This window comes from Streptomyces sp. NPDC001970, from assembly GCF_053594115.1.
In genome coordinates this window covers 283,602-301,464 of sequence record NZ_JBSFDW010000001.1, presented here as the reverse complement: position 1 = coordinate 301,464, position 17,863 = coordinate 283,602, and the positions used below count along the sequence as shown (strand labels likewise).

Here is a 17,863-nt window from a genome sequence, read left to right as displayed (position 1 = left end):
GCTCCTGACGGCGCGCTGAACTCCGCCCCCTCGGCGCGCTCCTGACGGCGCGCTGATTCCGTGCCCCTCTCGGCATCCGGCGCTGGGCCGGACGGTGCAGGAACGTTTCTTCGGTTGCTTCCGACGGTTGCCGTACGTCAACCGTGTCCGGTGACTCCCCCCGTGCTCGATGCCGGGATCAGCCGGTTCCGGGCCCGCCCCATGAGCTCCTCACGCTCGTCCTCCGTCAGTCCGCCCCATACCCCGTAGGGCTCCCGCACTGCCAGTGCGTGCGCTGCGCACTCCGCGCGCACCGGGCACCTCATGCAGACCTCTTTCGCCGAGTTCTCGCGCGCACTCCTTGCCGCGCCGCGTTCCCCCTCGGGATGGAAGAAGAGCGAGCTGTCAACGCCCCGGCATGCCGCGAGCAGCTGCCAGTCCCACAGATCGGCGTTCGGTCCGGGAAGGCGGGAGAAATCTGCCATAGCGCATGTCCCCTTGTTGCCGTGCTGAGTGGATGCCTGAGCTCCGACCGTACATCTACGGTGTAAGTAGATGTAAATATGACTCATTGCGAATCTAGCCACAGACACCAGCAAAAGGGAAGAAAAGTCGCTAAATGGGGCATAGCCGTCAAGTGACGTCTCGCTGAGCTGTGTCGCTCTCCTCCGTGCGTAGGTCCTCACGTAGAGTGCCGAAGGTGCCCGTCGTACCCGTAACTCTTTCGAGTGACCGTCGTTGAGAGTGCGGAGGCGGTTGAGAGAACAAGCGCTCGGGCTGGAGTCCGGGGGCGTCAACCGCACAGGTGACGATACGTAACCAGCCTGGAGGCTCAAGGTGACGCGCATCAGCTGCGGAGGGCGGCCATGACATCCGTCCTCGTCTGCGACGACTCCCCGCTCGCCCGAGAGGCGCTCCGCCGCGCGGTCGCAACCGTGCCCGGCGTAGAGCGCGTGACGACCGCGGCCAACGGCGAGGAAGTCCTCCGCCGCTGGGGGGCCGACCGCTCGGACCTGATTCTGATGGACGTACGCATGCCCGGACTGGGCGGCGTCGAGACCGTCCGCCGGCTGCTGTCCGCCGACCCCGGCGCCCGGATCATCATGCTCACTGTCGCCGAGGACCTGGACGGCGTCGCGCTCGCCGTCGCCGCAGGTGCCCGTGGCTACCTGCACAAGGACGCCTCGCGCGCCGAGTTGCGGGCCACGGTCACCCAGGCCCTCGCCGACCCGACCTGGCGGCTCGCCCCGCGCCGGCTGCGCTCGGCCGAGATGGGCGCCGCGCCCACGCTCACCGCGCGCGAGATCCAGGTGCTCGAGGGCATGAGCCACGGCAGGTCCAACGCCGAGATCGGGCGCGAGCTGTTCCTCTCCGAGGACACGGTGAAGACGCACGCCAGGCGGCTGTTCAAGAAGCTGGGCGCCTCGGACCGGGCGCACGCCGTGGCGCTCGGATTCCGCTGGGGCCTGGTCCGCTGAGCGGTGCCGATCGCGAGAGGGAGCTCTCACGGCGAGCGAGCCGATGTGGCGCCGAAGCGCCCCGGAGGCGAGCCGAGCCCGGAGGAGGTGCCGTCCCCGCCCGCTGACCGGTGGGCGGGGCGACCGTGCGACGGGTGGGCGGGGCGACCGCAGACGGTGGGCACACGTTTCCCGCGGCATGCCGCATCCTTGAGAGTGTGGAGTTCCTCGGGGACAAGTCGGTCGAGCGTAAGGGGAGGGCGCAGGAGATGACTTCCGGCGCATCTGCTCATAACGCTTCGGTGCACAACTACGGACGCAGTGCCACGGAGCAGCGTCAGTCAAGGCACCATGGACCGATGCGCAACGACGAGGCGGCGAATGCCCACGGGGCCATCGGTGCGCTCGTGCTTCGTGCCGTCGACGGCGACGAGCAGGCCACCCATGACCTGCTGGCCCATGTGCATCCGCTCGCCCTGCGCTACTGCCGTACGCGGCTGAGCCGGCTGCCCGGTGATGCCCGCCACTTCGTGGAGGACCTCGCACAGGAAGTCTGTGTAGCCGTCCTCATGGCGCTTCCGCGCTACAGGGACACGGGACGCCCCTTCGAGGCGTTCGTCTTCGCCATCGCCGCGCACAAGGTCGCCGATCTGCAGCGGGCTGCCATGCGGCATCCCGGGTCAACGGCCGTCCCCTCCGACGAGATGCCCGAGCGGCCCGACGACTCGCTCGGCCCCGAGGAGCGGGCGCTGCTCAGCGACGACGCGGAGTGGGCCAAGAAGCTGCTCGCCAATCTGCCGGAGAACCAGCGGGAGCTGCTGGTGCTGCGGGTCGCCGTCGGCCTCACCGCCGAGGAGACCGGGCAGATGCTCGGGATGTCGCCGGGTGCGGTCCGGGTGGCGCAGCACAGGGCGCTGAGCCGGCTGCGGGCCCTGGCGGAGCAGTGACCGTTCGCGGGCGTACGTCACGCGCGGCGCGCGCATCGAGCTGCTGCGTCACGTGTGTCACGTACGTACGAACGCACAAACATACTGTCTGATCTTGATCGTGGAATGAGACACCCGCGGAGCCCGTTAGCATGGACATCCGCACCGATCAAGGCCATTTGGGGAAGGTGTCATGACTGCCAACGTCGACGGAGTGCCCGAGAAATTCGCGACACTCGGGCTGACCTACGACGACGTGCTGCTGCTGCCCGGCGCGTCCGACATGGCGCCCGACCGGATCGACACCGCCTCGTTCATCTCGAAGAACGTCCGGGTGAACATCCCACTGCTGTCCGCCGCCATGGACAAGGTCACCGAGGCCCGCATGGCCATCGCGATGGCCCGCCAGGGCGGCGTCGGCGTACTGCACCGCAATCTCTCCATCGCCGACCAGGCCAACCAGGTCGACCTGGTGAAGCGCTCGGAGTCCGGCATGGTCTCCGATCCGATCACGGTGCACCCCGACGCGACACTCGCCGAGGCCGACGCGATCTGCGCCAAGTTCCGGATCAGTGGCGTGCCCGTCACCGACCCCGCCGGCAAGCTGCTCGGCATCGTCACCAACCGCGACATGGCCTTCGAGACGGACCGCTCGCAGCAGGTGCGCGACGTCATGACCCCGATGCCACTGGTCACCGGCAAGGTCGGCATCTCCGGCGTGGACGCCATGGAGCTGCTGCGCCGCCACAAGATCGAGAAGCTTCCGCTCGTCGACGACCAGGGCATCCTCAAGGGCCTCATCACGGTCAAGGACTTCGTCAAGGCCGAGAAGTACCCGAACGCCGCGAAGGACAAGGACGGCCGGCTCATCGTCGGCGCAGCCGTCGGCGTCGCAGGTGACGCCTTCGAGCGCGCCCAGGCCCTGATCGAGGCCGGTGTCGACTTCATCGTCGTCGACACCGCGCACGGCCACTCCAAGCTCGTCGGCGACATGATCGCCAAGATCAAGTCGAACTCCGCCGTGGACGTCATCGGCGGCAATGTCGCCACGCGTGACGGCGCCCAGGCGCTCGTCGACGCGGGCGCGGACGGCATCAAGGTCGGCGTCGGCCCCGGCTCGATCTGCACGACGCGTGTCGTCGCCGGCATCGGCGTCCCGCAGGTCACCGCGATCTACGAGGCCTCGCTCGCCGCCAGGGCCGCGGGCATCCCGGTCATCGGCGACGGCGGCCTGCAGTACAGCGGCGACATCGCCAAGGCCCTGGTCGCTGGCGCCGACACGGTGATGCTGGGCTCGCTGCTCGCGGGCTGCGAGGAGTCCCCGGGCGAGCTGCTGTTCATCAACGGCAAGCAGTTCAAGTCGTACCGCGGCATGGGCTCGCTCGGCGCGATGCAGTCGCGCGGCGACCAGCGCTCCTTCTCCAAGGACCGCTACTTCCAGGAGGGTGTCGCCTCCGACGAGAAGCTCGTGCCCGAGGGCATCGAGGGCCAGGTGCCCTACCGCGGCCCGCTCTCCGCCGTCGTCCACCAGCTGGTCGGCGGTCTGCGCCAGTCGATGTTCTACGTCGGCGGTCGCACGGTGCCGGAGCTGCAGGAGCGCGGCCGGTTCGTACGGATCACGTCTGCGGGGCTCAAGGAGAGCCACCCGCACGACATCCAGATGACGGTCGAGGCGCCGAACTACAGCACCAAGTAACAGCACGACGACGCAGGAAGTCGTCGCACGGACGTGCCAGGGGCGGTCCCGGTGTTTGCCGGCGCCGCCCCTGAGGCATGCGTCGGCGATACTGGTAGGCGCAGACGTAGAGGGAAAGGCCACACATCGTGACTGAGATCGAGATCGGGCGCGGCAAGCGCGGCCGCAGGGCGTACGCGTTCGACGACATCGCCGTCGTACCGAGCCGACGCACCCGGGACCCCAAGGAGGTCTCGATCGCGTGGCAGATCGACGCCTACCGCTTCGAGCTGCCCTTCCTGGCCGCTCCCATGGACTCCGTCGTCTCCCCGCAGACCGCGATCCGCATCGGTGAGCTGGGCGGCCTCGGTGTGCTGAACCTCGAGGGCCTGTGGACCCGGTACGAGGACCCGCAGCCGCTGCTCGACGAGATCGCGGAGCTGCCGACGGAGAGCGCGACCCGCCGCCTCCAGGAGATCTACGCCGCCCCGATCAAGGAGGAGCTGATCGGGCAGCGCCTGAAGGAGGTGCGCGACTCGGGCGTCGTCACCGCCGCCGCGCTCTCGCCGCAGCGCACGGCCCAGTTCTCCAAGGCCGTCGTCGACGCGGGTGTCGACCTCTTCGTCATCCGCGGCACGACCGTCTCGGCCGAGCACGTGTCCGGCGCCGCGGAGCCGCTGAACCTGAAGCAGTTCATCTACGAGCTCGACGTCCCGGTCATCGTCGGCGGCTGCGCCACGTACACGGCGGCGCTGCACCTGATGCGCACGGGCGCGGCGGGCGTCCTCGTCGGCTTCGGCGGCGGCGCCGCGCACACCACGCGGAACGTGCTGGGCATCCAGGTCCCGATGGCCACCGCCGTCGCCGATGTCGCCGCGGCCCGCCGCGACTACATGGACGAGTCCGGCGGCCGGTACGTGCACGTCATCGCCGACGGCGGTGTCGGGTGGTCCGGCGACCTGCCGAAGGCGATCGCCTGCGGCGCGGACGCCGTCATGATCGGCTCCCCGCTGGCCCGTGCGACGGACGCGCCCGGCCGCGGCCACCACTGGGGCATGGAGGCCGTCCACGAGGACGTCCCGCGCGGCAAGCTCGTCGACCTGGGCATCGTCGGTACGACGGAGGAGATCCTCACCGGCCCGTCGCACTCCCCGGACGGCTCGATGAACTTCTTCGGCGCCCTGAAGCGGGCCATGGCGACGACGGGCTACAGCGAGCTCAAGGAGTTCCAGCGCGTCGAGGTGACGGTCGCGGACTCGCAGCACAAGCGCTGACACCTGCCGGCACCCGGCGTACGACCGAGGGGCCCGGCACCATCACGGTGCCGGGCCCCTCGTGCGTGCTCGTCACTCCGGTCAGCCGGTGATCAGGGCGAGATCACGACACACGGCCCCCAGGGGCCGGGCAGGCCCTGGAGCGGCAGTGTCACTCCGCGCCCTTCTTCGCACCACCGAACGCCGCGACGCCTGCCAGCACGAAGAAGACGAGCGTCATGAAGTCCTTGCCCTCGTTCCAGCCCTGCGTGAGCAGGGAGAAGTGGTCGAGGAACATGTCGGTCGCGGAGACGTTCAGCTCCTTGGCGACGAGGATCGCGAGGGCGAGGAGCTGACCGAGGTAGACCGCGCCGAGGGAGAAGGCGGCGCTCACGATGGGCAGGACCAGGTTGCGACCGCCGAGCTTCGCCGCGACGAAGCCGACGAGGAAGCCGACACCGATGGCGGCCCAGCCGATTTCGCGCTCGATCGCCCCGGCGACACCGCCGTAGACGCCGCCCGCGACGAGCGCGGCGACCAGGGAGCCCACCAGACCGAGGGCGAGGTTGCCCGATCGGGCCGGCGCGGGCGCGGGCGCGGGAGCCGGCGCCGGCACCGGCGAGGCGTCGGCGGCGAACGGGTTGCCGGACGGCGGTACGGACTGAGACATACGGGATCCCCCCACGGGAAACGGATGCGCACGCATGTGCGACAAGTGGCGCTGGAGGCTAACACCCCGGTCCGACAACGCACACGAGGATTCACCTGGGCCCGGCACCCTCACGGTGCCGGGCCCATAGTCATCCGCCGTAGCCCTGCCTGCGCCGGTACCAGGTGCGGCCCAGAAGGAAGAGCGCTCCGCCTTCGAGGATCCACAGGAGGGCGAGATAGACCCGGTCCGGCGACGCCGTGACCGCCGGATCGAGTTCGTCGGCCGTCCCGACGACGGCGACGAGTCCCCAGAACAGCGCCAGGGCGGCGAACAGCCACAGTGCCGCCGTCGACTTCCAGCTCGGGGTGGGCCGCGCCGGATCGCGCAGCGGCGCGGGCTGCGGGATCCGGTCGGGGGAGCGGGCCGGCATCGGGATGACCGCGTGCGGGGGCACGGCGGCGTCGATGGGCGCGAGCTCCGCCGGGGACACGCGGTACAGCGTCGGCTCGACGGAGAGGCTGAGCCCGTCCTTGGCGATGAGGCGGCGGCCGCCGTCGGCGTACGCGAGCATCGCGGCGCACTCGGAGTAGCGGACGCTGACCTGGTTGTGGGGCGATGCCAGGCTGACGCCTTCCCGGCCGATGAGCAGTGCGGCGTCGGAGTCCGTGCGGTAGGCGTAGCGGCGGCCGGTGAGCAGTTCCGTGGATCCACTGGGGGCCTCGTGGAAGCCCGCCCAGTCGGCGCCCCGGTGACCGGGGACCTTGAGCAGCGCGTTGTCCCAGACCTTGCGCGCCACGTCGTGAAGATCCTCGACCGTGACCGCGTGCAGCTCGGCGATGTGCTCGTCGTCGCCGGGCACGGGGTGGCCGGTGAGCACGCCGAGCGCCTGGCTCGGCAGCTTCGCAGCGGCCAGATCGGGGATCTCGTACGCCTTGAGCCGCGCGCTGCGTACGGCGTCCAGATCGGACTGCTCGATGCGCCCGGCCCGCAGTGCGGCGAGGGTGTCGATGAAGCCGCCGACCACCGCGTCCTGTTTCCTGGGGAGCGAATCGGCCAGGGCGGTGATCGTCGCGAACTCGGCGTCACGCGGGCTGTAGTCGCATTCGGCGGCGTACGAGTAGCCGCCCTCCTGGCGCAGATCACGGAAGAGCGCCTTGCCGAACACGTCGGCGAACAGACTGGCGGCCGTGCTGCGCCGGACGACGGCGTCGAGCACGACGACGCCGTCGTCGCCCTCGAAATACGCGGGAGTGCGCGGCAGGGTGGACGTCGGCGCGGGAAGCGGATGCCACGGTCCCGACGGCAGGTTCAGGTCGAGGCCGTCCGGCACGGTGTCGCTGGTGATCCACAGGACGGCGTTCTCCCGGGTGAACCGGGTCGCGGCCCAGTCCCGTACCGCCGTCGCGTCGATCCGGTACAGGCCCAGCTCCTGGTAGCTGGGCAGACCGTAGCCCTCGGCTCCGTACCGCCACAGGGGCATGTCGTACCCCGGGCCGCTGCTGCGGCCCGCCGCTTCGGTGCGAAGGATCTCCTTCTCGGTCTCCAGCCGTTCCAGCGGCAGGTCGCGCAGCGCGGCGCACACACCGTTGAGGTACGCGACGACCTCGGAGGGGTCGCCCGTGACATGGAAGTGGGTGAAGGTTCCGGCGGTCGCGCCGTTGTAGTGCAGATCGCCGACGCCGTGCCGGTGCAGCGCGAGATGTTCCACCAGATGGGTGATTCCGCGGGTGGCGAGGGTTTCGTCGGCGCTGCCGACGCGGAAGAAGAGCCCGGCGCTCACCGGGCCGGGACGGTGAGCGAGCAGGGTGCGGATGCCGTCGACCTCGGTCTCGCGGATGTCTTCGGTCATGGGTCAGCCCTTCGCGAGCGAGGTCTTGCGGTGTTCCTTGAACGTGACGGCCGGATCGCCGAGATAGTCCCAGGGGTGCTTGCCGGCGCGGTTGCCGAGGACGCGGAAGTGCTGCGCCGCCTGGGCGTGGTGGCGCCCCAGGGAGAGTGTGGCGGCGAAGAAACCGTGGGCGCTGATCCAGTGGAAGCCGGGACGGAACTGCGGATGCAGGACGGACTGCGCGGCGGCAGCGGCCAGTTCGTCCCGCACGGAGGGCTGGGCGAGATGGCGGGCGTCCGCGCCCGGGCTCAGTTCGAGCCACATCTCCAGGTGGGCCTCGGCGAGGAGCGTGGCGCTGTGGGTGCCGGGCGGGGCCGCGGCGGCGCACTCCCTGGCGAAGGCGAAGGCCTCCTCCCAGGTGCCGCTCCACTTCGGGCACAGCAGCTGGAGGAGCTGGGACTGGGCGGGGTAGTGGTGCGGGTGGTGCTCGGCGAGCCGGTTGTAGCGGCGCCGGGCCTCACTGTGGCCGAGCTCAAGTCCGCGGACCGTGATCAGCCGCAGATACCAGGCGAGCCCGTAGTCGGGGTACTCGGCGCAGACGTCGATGAGCAGTTGTTCGGCCTTGCGCAGCCAGCGGTGGAACTGGCTGAACTGCTTGCGTGAGACGGCCTTGGCGCGGGCGGCGGTCCTGATCGACCAGCCGACGATGATGTACCGGTCGGCGAGCAGGCACCTGGCCAGGGGATCGCCGGGACGGTCGGCGACCACCTGCTCCAGGAACGTCTCGGACCCGGGCACGTCGGCCACGACGGACGCGGCGAAGGCGCGCTCGTCCTCATGGCCGAGCGCGGCGAAGAAACGGGAGACCGCATCCCAGTCCCCGGCCACGGCCGCGGTCCGCAGGGGTGCGAGCGCGGGCATGGTGATGTGCGGTTCGAACTGTGGCTGCGACAGCAGCGCGGTGCTGGACACGATGCTGGGTTCCCCCCAAGGAACGCGAGCGCGTGGATGATGCGCTCAGTGGCCCCGGAGGCTAGCACTCCTGTACGACGCCGTCATCGGGCAATGCCGGTCGAACCCCAGCTCAGAGGCGGTGTGCCGCGCCCGCGGGAGACGCGCCCCGGGTGTCCAGCAGGAGCTGGGCCTTCACCGCCAGGCCCTGGAGGTCGTAGGTGTGGTGGTGCTGGAGCAGGATCGTGAGGTCGGCGTTGGCCGCGGCCTCGTAGAGGGAGTCCGCGCGGGGGACCGGCCGGTCGTGGACGCGCCAGTCGAACACGTACGGGTCGTGGTAGCTGACGGACGCGCCCAGCTCCATCAGGCGTTGGGCGATCTCGGGAGCGGGGGAGCCCTCGAGGTCGGCGAGGTCCGGTTTGTACGTGATGCCGAGGAGCAGCACCCTGGCCCCGCGTGCCGATTTCCCGTGCTCGTTCAGGAGCGTGGCGCTGCGCTGGATGACGTACTGCGGCATGCGCTCGTTGATCTGGCCCGCCAGCTCGACCAGCCGCAGTGGCCGGTGGGCGCCGATCGTGTCGACGGGGATGCCGTGGCCGCCGACGCCGGGGCCCGGGCGGAAGGCATGGAAGCCGAACGGCTTGGTCTCGGCGCAGCGGATGACGTCCCAGAGGTCGACGCCGAGCTCGTGGCAGAGCACCGCCATCTCGTTGACGAGGGCGATGTTGACGTGCCGGAAGTTGGTCTCCAGGAGCTTGACGGTCTCGGCCTCGCGCAGACCGCGGGCACGGACCACCTTGTCGGTGACGCGCCCGTAGAACGCGGCGGCGGACTCGGTGCAGGCCGGGGTGAGCCCGCCGATCACCTGGGGGATGCCCGCGTGGCCGTGGACGCGGTTGCCGGGGTCGAGGCGGCTGGGGGCGTACGCGAGGTGGAAGTCGCGGCCGGCGCGCAGCCCCGATCCCTCTTCGAGGATCGGGAGGAGGTAACTCTCCGTGGTGCCGGGTGCGACCGCGGATTCGAGGAGCACGGTGGTGCGCGGGCGCAGCCGCGCGGCGAGGGCGCGGGCGGCGGCGCCGACCGCGGTCAGGTCGAGCATGCGGTCCGCGCCCAGGGGAGTGGGGGCGCAGATGACGGCGGTACGGACGCGGCCCAGCTCGGCAGGGTCGGTGGTCGGCCGGAAGCCGCCCGAGAGCATCCGGCGGATTTCGGAGGCGCTGAGCGAACCGTCCACCGGCGGGCGGCCGGCGGCGAGTTCGGCGACGGGGCGCGGGTCGGTGTCGTAGCCGATCGTCTCGATGCCGGCGGCCACGGCGGCCTGGGCGAGCGGCAGTCCGAGGTGGCCGAGTCCGATGACGGCGAGATCTGCGGGCATGGCGGTGGGCCGTCCTTTCCCGGTAGCCGAAGCTTCCAGTAGCCGAAGGGGACGTGGCCCGCAAGTCCTGTGGACGGAACGAGGGCAGAACCAGCGGGGCGCAATGTCACACTAGGCGTAAATATGACCGAAATACGGCATTGCGAGGGTCTCGCCGCCCGAGTGTTGTCCACAGGCGGTGGCTGAAGTCGGGGAGTGCGGACAGAATCAAGGTTGTGAGTCCGACCAACGGGGGCGACGGGAGGCAGCCGTGAGGACAGCGACACTGGGGCCCGCACAGCGTTCGGAGGCACTCGCCACGATGGCGGAGCGCGAGCTGGACGTGCTGGTCGTGGGCGCAGGCGTGGTCGGTGCGGGCACCGCACTGGACGCCGCGACACGCGGACTCTCGACTGGACTGGTCGAGGCCCGGGACTGGGCATCGGGCACCTCCAGCAGGTCCAGCAAGCTCATCCACGGCGGGCTGCGCTATCTGGAGATGCTGGACTTCGCGCTCGTGCGGGAGGCGCTCAAGGAGCGCGGACTGCTGCTGCAGCGGCTCGCCCCGCATCTGGTGAAGCCCGTGCCCTTCCTGTATCCGCTCCAGCACAGGGTCTGGGAGCGGCTCTACGCCGGACCGGGCGTCGCGTTGTACGACGCGATGTCGGTCTCCTCGGGCCATGGCCGCGGCCTGCCCGTCCACCGCCACCTCTCGCGGACGAACGCGCTGCGGGTCGCCCCCTGCCTCAAGAGGGACTCCCTGGTGGGCGCCTTGCAGTACTACGACGCACAGATGGACGACGCCCGCTATGTGGCGACCCTGGTGCGCACGGCCGCGAGCTACGGGGCACGGGTGGCCAGCCGCGCACGGGTGATCGGCTTCCTGCGGGAGGGCGAGCGGGTCGTGGGCGCCCGCGTGCAGGACGTCGAGGCCGGCGGGGAGTACGAGATCCGGGCGAAGCAGATCGTCAACGCGACAGGAGTGTGGACGGACGACACCCAGGCCCTGATCGGCGAGCGCGGCCAGTTCCACGTCAGGGCGTCCAAGGGCATCCATCTCGTCGTGCCCAAGGACCGGATCCACTCGACCACCGGGCTCATCCTGCGCACCGAGAAGTCCGTGCTCTTCGTCATCCCCTGGGGCCGCCACTGGATCGTGGGGACGACGGACACCGACTGGGACCTGGACAAGGCCCATCCGGCGGCGTCCAGCGCCGACATCGACTATCTGCTGGAGCACGTCAACTCCGTGCTGGCCGTGCCGCTCACCCGCGACGATGTCCAAGGGGTCTACGCGGGACTGCGACCGCTCCTCGCGGGCGAGTCGGACGCGACCAGCAAGCTCAGCCGCGAGCACACGGTGGCCCATCCGGTGCCCGGCCTCGTCGTCGTCGCGGGCGGCAAGTACACGACGTACCGGGTGATGGCGAAGGACGCCGTGGACGCGGCGGTGCACGGGCTGGACCAGCGCGTCGCGGCCTGTGTCACGGAGGACGTGCCCCTGCTGGGCGCCGAGGGCTATCGGGCGCTGTGGAACGCACGGGCGAGGATCGCGGCCCGCACGGGCCTCCATGTCGCCCGGGTGGAGCATCTGCTCAACCGGTACGGCTCGCTGACCGAGGAACTGCTGGAGCTGATCGGGGCCGACCCGAGGCTCGGCGAACCGCTCGGCGGCGCCGACGACTATCTGCGGGCGGAGATCGTCTACGCAGCCTCGCACGAAGGGGCCCGCCATCTCGACGACGTCCTGACGCGGCGGACCCGCATCTCCATCGAGACGTTCGACCGGGGGACGCGCAGTGCACGGGAGTGCGCGGAGCTCATGGCGCCGGTGCTGGGCTGGGAGAAGGAGCAGATCGAGAAGGAGGTCGAGCACTACGAGAAGCGAGTGGAGGCGGAGCGCGAGTCGCAGCGCCAGCCGGACGACCTGACGGCGGACGCGGCGCGGCTCGGCGCGCCGGACATCGTGCCGATCTAGTCCGATCTCGCTCGTGTCCGGAGGGCTTCGGGACACGCCGGTGCGTTCCGGAACTCACATGCCGGGAGGACGGGTTGCTCCGGGTACCGGGGCCCGACCAGGCGTTCGAGGGGGGTGAAGGCGATCGGGGTGGCGGCCGCGCCCCGTGCGGCCGACGGCTGCGGAGTCCCTTTCCGGGGGCCCGTGCTGACACACGGTGGACCCGGGAGACTCAGCGGTCCTGGAGTAAGAGAGAATGGGGGCTCTTCCAGGGCGGGTTACCGCATCGCGCGGAAGCGGCAGGCGCGGGCGAGGATCAGGGATCGCAGAGGGGACGCATGTCGGAGGCGGAGCAGTCGCGGGACACGACACCGGGGACCCTGCAGGACGCTGATCGGGAGGTCGCCGACGCGAACCGCTCTGACGGGGGCTCGGGGACGGACGCGGGCAAGGCGGGTAGGACGGTGTCCGGTGACGCCGGTGCACAGACTGCCGCGCCGGACGCGGACCCGGACGCGGGCGTGAATGCAGGTGTGGCGGACGGCGTCGGCTCGGGCTCGGCGGACGGCGCCGGCTCGCCAGGTGGCGCGGCACGCGGTCCGGTGAAGGATGCGGTGCCGGAGCCGACTTCGGGCGCGGGCCGGGGTACGGGCCCGGGCGCCGAGGCGTTGGCCCCAAGTGCCGGGAGTGGCACCGGGGCCGAGTCCGGCAGAACGGGCGGCGGCGCGGTGCGGGGCGCGGTCAGGGCCGCCGGGGACGGACGGCTGCTGGCCGGGCGGTACCGGCTGGGCGGCGTGCTCGGGCGCGGCGGCATGGGCACCGTATGGCGGGCCGTCGACGAAACCCTCGGCCGCACGGTCGCCGTGAAGGAGCTGCGCTTCCCCAACAGCATCGACGAGGACGAGAAGCGACGCCTCATCACGCGCACACTCCGCGAGGCGAAGGCGATCGCCCGCATCCGCAACAACGGCGCGGTGACGGTCTACGACGTCGTCGACGAGGACGACCGCCCGTGGATCGTCATGGAGCTCGTCGAGGGCAAGTCCCTCGCCGAAGCCCTGCGTGAGGACGGCCTCCTGACGCCCCGACGGGCGGCCGAGGTCGGTCTGGCGATTCTCGACGTGCTGCGCTCCGCGCACCGCGAGGGCATCCTGCACCGCGATGTGAAGCCGTCCAATGTGCTGATCGCCGAGGACGGACGGGTCGTGCTGACCGACTTCGGCATCGCGCAGGTCGAGGGCGACCCCTCCATCACCTCCACCGGCATGCTGGTCGGCGCGCCCTCGTACATCTCGCCCGAGCGCGCCCGCGGTCACAAGCCCGGGCCGGCGGCCGATCTGTGGTCGTTGGGCGGATTGCTGTACGCGTGCGTCGAGGGCTGCCCGCCGTACGACAAGGGCTCCGCGATCGCGACGCTCACCGCGGTGATGACCGAGCCGCTCGACCCGCCGAAGAACGCAGGCCCGCTGGAGGAGGTCATCTACGGCCTGCTGGCCAAGGACCCCGCGCAGCGGCTCGACGACGCGGGTGCGCGGGCTCTGCTCCTGGACGTCATGCACGCGGCGGAGCGCCCGGCCGCGCCGGAGCCGTCGGCCGAGGCGACCAGGGTGGTCGCCCTCCCGCCGGTTCCGCCGGAGCCCGTGGCCCCGGCCCCGGCTGCGGCTCCCGCCAAGGACGCGGCGGCAGTGCGGCTGCGGAGTGCGCTCCGCTCCGTACGGAACGCCGCGGCGAAGTCCGAGCAGTCGCCCGCGTCGCCCAAGCCGGCTCCCTCCGGTGCTCCCGAGGCGGCGTCCGCGCGTACGGCCCCCGTGCGCGCGCCGCTCACGGATGTGGTGTCCAGGCGGACGCTGGTCGTCATCGCGGTCGTCGTCGCACTCGCCGTGCTCTCGACCGTGCTTCTCCTCGCGCTCGACGGCAACGAGGACAAGGGCGGCCAGGGCAAGTCCAAGGGCGACACGGCCGCTTCGGCCGGGGCCACCTCCGGCGGCAACGGTCAGGACAAGGGCAAGGGCGCCACCCAGGGCGGCGACAGCCAGGACCAGGGCGGTGACACCGGCACGGACGACGGCACGCAGGGCAGCGGCGGGAGCACGGCCGGGGCCCAGCCGTCGGGCGACGGGAAGACCGGTGGCCAGGCGGGCGGGGAGGGGATTCCGGCCGGGTACAAGCTGGTGACGAACGACCGGTTCCACTTCACCATGGCGATGCCGCAGGACTTCAAGCTCACCCGCATCGCGGGCCAGAACTCGGGCGGGATCTTCAGCGCGAACGGTGGATTCCCCCGCGTGCAGGTGGACTTCACGAACAGCCCCGGCGACGACGCGAAGGCCGCGTGGGCCGCCGCGGTCCTCGCCGTGAAGAGCAGCAGCGACGGCTACAAGCACCTCGGCATCGACACCGTCGAGTACAACCGCTACCCGACCGTCGCCGACTGGAGCTTCGAGCGCGATCAGCTCGGTCAGCGCGTCCGCGTGCTCAACCGCGGCTTCAAGGTCGACGCCAAGCGCGGCTACTCGATCATGATCAGCTGCAAGGCGAGCGAGTGGGACGGCGAGGAGTGCACGACGCTGCGTGAGACGGCGTTCGACACGTTCGCCCCCAAGGACTGACCAGGCCACGTATCGTGAGAGGCCGTAGACCGTACGCAGCCGCAAGAGGCCGGTGAACGACCGGAATTGACGGTTTCGTACGGTCTCGGGACCGGGGGAACAGGCGAGTGAGGCGAAGGGGCGCGCCGCTGTCGAAAGGGACGCCGGCGTCGATGTGCGGCTACCGCCGCGCGGGCGGAGGTCCTGAGGTACGAGGGACCGAGCACGATCGGCCGTCGACAGCGGCTCGAGCGCCCCGGAGGTGAACCGAGCCAAGAGGACAGCGCTGCTGGGGAGGCGTCGTGGACGACTACGCGGGAAGGGTGCTCGCCGACCGCTACCGCCTGCCGTTGCCACCCTCCGACGAGTACGAACTCGTCGAGACGCGTGCCTTCGACACCTACAGCGGCCAGGAGGTCGTGGTCCGGCAGGTGCCGTTGCCGGAGGTCGTGGACGCCGAGGTGCTCGACCCGGACGGGGGCTCCGGCCCCCGGGGATCCTCCGTGCAGCGGCGGGCGCCAGGGCGGACCACACGGCGGCCCACGGACCCTGCGGTCCGACGTGCCGTCGAGGCGGCCCAGGCAGCGGCCCAGATTCCTGACCACCCCCGGCTGGACCAGGTCTTCGACGTGTTCGCGGAGGGCGGTTCGCTCTGGATAGTGAGCGAACTGATCGCGGCACGCCCGCTGGCGGCGCTGCTCGCGGAGAAGCCGCTGAATCCCTACCGGGCGGCGGAGATCGGCTCGGACGTGCTCACCGCGCTGCGTGCCCTCCATGCGCACGGCTGGACCCACCGCAACATCACGGTCCGCACGGTCCTGGTCTGCGACGACGGCCGTGTCGTGCTGACGGGTCTCGCGGCGGGCGCGGCGGAGGAGGCCCTGTGCGGGTACGCGCCGGTGCCGGAGCCCCCGGACCAGGTGATCGAGGCCGATCTGGTGGATCCGGTCGGCCCGCCGGCCGGAGGGGCGGCGCCCACTCCTGACCCGGCGCCCGGACGTGCCCCCGTGGCCGGGCCCGCACCCGTGCCGCGTCCGGGCGGCGCGACGGACCCGTACGCGCCTCCGGCCTACGGCCACGGCTTCGGCGAGGACTCCGGGGACAGGCGCGCCGCACGCGCGGGGGCCATCGCCGCTTACCGGGCGGGGGCCCGCGCCGCGGCCCGCGTCACCGAGGACCGGCGGCAGGACGAAGCCCGCCGGGAGCTCGAGAGCGGGCGCCGGGCGGAGGACCACGGCCGGCATGCCCCGCACGGCGAGTACGGCCGGCAGAGCCAGGACGGGCACCACGGCGTCGAGCGCCTGCACCACCCGGGAGTACGGGACGAGCCCGCCGGCGGCCGCGGCAGCGGCTCCGCGCTGCCCGCCCCACGCTCGGGTGCGCCCGAGCCCCAGTGGTGGCCCCGGCCGACGGACGCCGGCGACGACGACATCCACGACGACATCGACGCCACGGACGACGACGTCTACGAAGTGGATGCCTACGAGGTCGAGACGTACGAGAGCGACGCCACTGACGACGCGTCGTACGACGATGCGTCGTACGACGATGCGACGTACGACGACGCGACCTACGGCGACGACCCGCCGCGCAGCCCCTACCGTCCCCGCCGCGCCGAACTCGCGGGCACGTGGCACGACGGCCCCCGCCCGGGTGCCGACGGCCCCACGCCGATTCCGGCAGGCGGCGGCCCCTCGCCGTACGCCAGAGGCTCCTTCGGCACCGACGCCCTGCGCGCCGACGCACAGCGGCAGCAGCTCCCCGCCCAGGCCCGTGGCTCCGGACAGCCGGGCACCGGCGGTGGTACCGGCAACTCCGCAGGCACGGGGAGCACCGCGAACTCAGGGAACACCGGGAGCACGGCCGGCACCGGCCGCTGGGACGACGTCGTCGCGGGCGGCCCCGCCACCCCCCTCGCCCCCTACCGCGGCCCCGCCACCCCCCTTGCCGCCGAGCGGGCCCGCCAGGCGCGGATCGCCGTCGTCGGCGCGGTCACCGAACGCTGGGCGCCCGAGCAGGCGGGCCCGGTCCACGAGAACTGGCAGCTGGCGCCGCCCATCGGTCCGGCCACGGACCTGTGGGCGCTCGGCGCGCTGCTCTACCGTGCGGTGCAGGGCCACGCCCCGTACCCCGAGGAGAGCGCGGTCGAGCTGGTCCAGCTGGTCTGCGCCGAGCCGCCCGCGTTCGCCGAGGAGTGCGGCCCGCTGCGGCCGGTCGTCGAGTCGCTGCTGCGCCAGGACCCCACCGAGCGCCCCGACTTCGAGGAGCTCCGCGGCTGGCTGCGCTCGCTGATCAGGTCCGCGCCCGAGCCCGACGCGGGCGCCGAGGTCGTGCCGCTGCCGTCCGTCGACGGCACGCGGCTGCCCGTCGTACGCCGCCGCGGCGAGCTCGTCCGCAAGCGCCGCGCCGGCTCGCCCGAGGCGACACACGGCCGCCACCGCCACAAGAAGGTCAAGGAGCCCCGGGAGCGGCGACCGCGCGGCCCGCGCTCGCTCGGCCGTCTCCTCCTGGTCCTGATCCTGCTGGCGCTGGCCGCGGCCGTGGCGTACGCCGTGATGTTCATGCCGAAGGCCGATCCCCAGTCCGCCGGGAGCACCGCCCCGGGCACTGGCGCACCCGCGAACAGCGAGGCCCCCGACGGGGGCCGGACCCCCGACCCCCAGCAGCCTTCGGGTGCCCCGGACGGTCAGCAGCCCCAGACCTCCGCACCCGCCGTGGACCTCGCCGACGGCTATGTCGTGCGCGTGGATCCGGAGGGCTTCCGGATCGGCGTCGACAAGACGTGGCAGCGGCGGCCCATCAACGACAGCGGTCAGGTCCGTTACGTCGGTGGCGACTTCACCCTCATCGTCGTCCCCGGCCGGGACTCGGTCGGGGCGAACGGCGCGGACCCGATGGCGTACCAGCGCAACAAGGAGCGCGAACTGCAGCCGTTCCGGGACTCCTCCTGGTCGTCCGCGTCCGGTCTGCGCCGTATCGACGTGGGCAAACAGGCCATGGCGGAGGGGCAGTTCACCTGGCAGGACAGCACCGGACGCGAGGTGTACGTCCGCAACATCGCCATGATCGTCGGCGACCGGTACCACGTGATCCAGGTGATCGGCCCGGAGGGCCGGCGGGACAAGGTCAGCGAGATCTACCAGCAGGCGACGGCGGCGTACCGCGCGGCCGGCTGACCACGACTGCCGGCCCTCCGTGTCACCGGCCGAGGGCCCGCGCGGCCGGCCTCCCGTACGACCGTCG

The 17,863-nt window shown here is 71.7% G+C and carries 12 protein-coding genes; 7 read left to right on the top strand and 5 right to left on the bottom strand.

What is annotated here, in order from left to right; all coding sequences use genetic code 11:
• Positions 1 to 137: 137 nt before the first annotated feature.
• Complete coding sequence (locus ACWCP0_RS01375) at positions 138 to 464, bottom strand: WhiB family transcriptional regulator (protein WP_451076822.1); 327 nt, start codon at positions 462 to 464, stop codon at positions 138 to 140.
• A gap of 381 nt (positions 465 to 845) precedes the next feature.
• Between ACWCP0_RS01375 and ACWCP0_RS01370 the strand changes: the two genes are divergently transcribed.
• The 4 genes from ACWCP0_RS01370 (at position 846) to ACWCP0_RS01355 (ending at position 5,311) form a co-directional block, all read left to right on the top strand.
• Entirely contained in the window at positions 846 to 1,457 is a 612-nt protein-coding gene (locus ACWCP0_RS01370) for a response regulator transcription factor (protein WP_003948568.1), read from the top strand.
• 338 nt (positions 1,458 to 1,795) lie between these two features.
• On the top strand, positions 1,796 to 2,383 hold the full coding sequence (locus tag ACWCP0_RS01365) for a sigma-70 family RNA polymerase sigma factor (RefSeq protein WP_351226461.1): 588 nt from the start codon (positions 1,796 to 1,798) through the stop codon (positions 2,381 to 2,383).
• 172 nt (positions 2,384 to 2,555) lie between these two features.
• On the top strand, positions 2,556 to 4,058 hold the full coding sequence (gene guaB / locus ACWCP0_RS01360; protein WP_451076821.1) for an IMP dehydrogenase: 1,503 nt from the start codon (positions 2,556 to 2,558) through the stop codon (positions 4,056 to 4,058).
• Positions 4,059 to 4,186: 128 nt separating this feature from the next.
• On the top strand, positions 4,187 to 5,311 hold the full coding sequence (locus ACWCP0_RS01355; protein WP_451076820.1) for a GuaB3 family IMP dehydrogenase-related protein: 1,125 nt from the start codon (positions 4,187 to 4,189) through the stop codon (positions 5,309 to 5,311).
• Positions 5,312 to 5,462: 151 nt separating this feature from the next.
• Here ACWCP0_RS01355 and ACWCP0_RS01350 read toward each other — a convergent pair whose 3' ends face one another.
• From ACWCP0_RS01350 to ACWCP0_RS01335, 4 genes are all read right to left on the bottom strand, one after another.
• Positions 5,463 to 5,960 carry a hypothetical protein gene (locus ACWCP0_RS01350; protein WP_451076819.1) on the bottom strand — a complete coding sequence of 166 codons (498 nt, stop codon included), beginning with the start codon at positions 5,958 to 5,960 and terminating at the stop codon, positions 5,463 to 5,465.
• Positions 5,961 to 6,090: 130 nt separating this feature from the next.
• Positions 6,091 to 7,791 (bottom strand): M16 family metallopeptidase, encoded by a 1,701-nt coding sequence (locus tag ACWCP0_RS01345; RefSeq protein WP_451076818.1) that lies wholly within the window; start codon positions 7,789 to 7,791, stop codon positions 6,091 to 6,093.
• Positions 7,792 to 7,794: 3 nt separating this feature from the next.
• On the bottom strand, positions 7,795 to 8,742 hold the full coding sequence (locus ACWCP0_RS01340; RefSeq protein ID WP_451076817.1) for a hypothetical protein: 948 nt from the start codon (positions 8,740 to 8,742) through the stop codon (positions 7,795 to 7,797).
• Positions 8,743 to 8,854: 112 nt separating this feature from the next.
• Positions 8,855 to 10,096 (bottom strand): nucleotide sugar dehydrogenase, encoded by a 1,242-nt coding sequence (locus ACWCP0_RS01335; RefSeq protein WP_351226449.1) that lies wholly within the window; start codon positions 10,094 to 10,096, stop codon positions 8,855 to 8,857.
• A gap of 250 nt (positions 10,097 to 10,346) precedes the next feature.
• On the opposite strand from ACWCP0_RS01335, the gene ACWCP0_RS01330 reads away from it, so the two are divergent.
• The 3 genes from ACWCP0_RS01330 (at position 10,347) to ACWCP0_RS01320 (ending at position 17,796) form a co-directional block, all read left to right on the top strand.
• Complete coding sequence (locus tag ACWCP0_RS01330) at positions 10,347 to 12,053, top strand: glycerol-3-phosphate dehydrogenase/oxidase (RefSeq protein WP_451076816.1); 1,707 nt, start codon at positions 10,347 to 10,349, stop codon at positions 12,051 to 12,053.
• A gap of 317 nt (positions 12,054 to 12,370) precedes the next feature.
• Positions 12,371 to 14,641, top strand: coding sequence for a protein kinase domain-containing protein (locus ACWCP0_RS01325; RefSeq protein WP_451076815.1), 2,271 nt, complete (start codon positions 12,371 to 12,373; stop codon positions 14,639 to 14,641).
• 281 nt (positions 14,642 to 14,922) lie between these two features.
• Positions 14,923 to 17,796: a protein kinase gene (locus tag ACWCP0_RS01320; protein ID WP_451076814.1), complete on the top strand. Its 2,874-nt coding sequence runs from the start codon at positions 14,923 to 14,925 to the stop codon at positions 17,794 to 17,796.
• The last annotated feature ends 67 nt before the right edge of the window (positions 17,797 to 17,863 follow it).

Coding starts and splice junctions, on each gene's coding strand:
- ACWCP0_RS01375 (WP_451076822.1), bottom strand. CDS start 464: ATGGCAGATTTCTCCCGCCTTCCCGGACCGAACGCCGATCTGTGGGAC.
- ACWCP0_RS01370 (WP_003948568.1), top strand. CDS start 846: ATGACATCCGTCCTCGTCTGCGACGACTCCCCGCTCGCCCGAGAGGCG.
- ACWCP0_RS01365 (WP_351226461.1), top strand. CDS start 1,796: ATGCGCAACGACGAGGCGGCGAATGCCCACGGGGCCATCGGTGCGCTC.
- guaB (WP_451076821.1), top strand. CDS start 2,556: ATGACTGCCAACGTCGACGGAGTGCCCGAGAAATTCGCGACACTCGGG.
- ACWCP0_RS01350 (WP_451076819.1), bottom strand. CDS start 5,960: ATGTCTCAGTCCGTACCGCCGTCCGGCAACCCGTTCGCCGCCGACGCC.
- ACWCP0_RS01345 (WP_451076818.1), bottom strand. CDS start 7,791: ATGACCGAAGACATCCGCGAGACCGAGGTCGACGGCATCCGCACCCTG.
- ACWCP0_RS01335 (WP_351226449.1), bottom strand. CDS start 10,096: ATGCCCGCAGATCTCGCCGTCATCGGACTCGGCCACCTCGGACTGCCG.
- ACWCP0_RS01325 (WP_451076815.1), top strand. CDS start 12,371: ATGTCGGAGGCGGAGCAGTCGCGGGACACGACACCGGGGACCCTGCAG.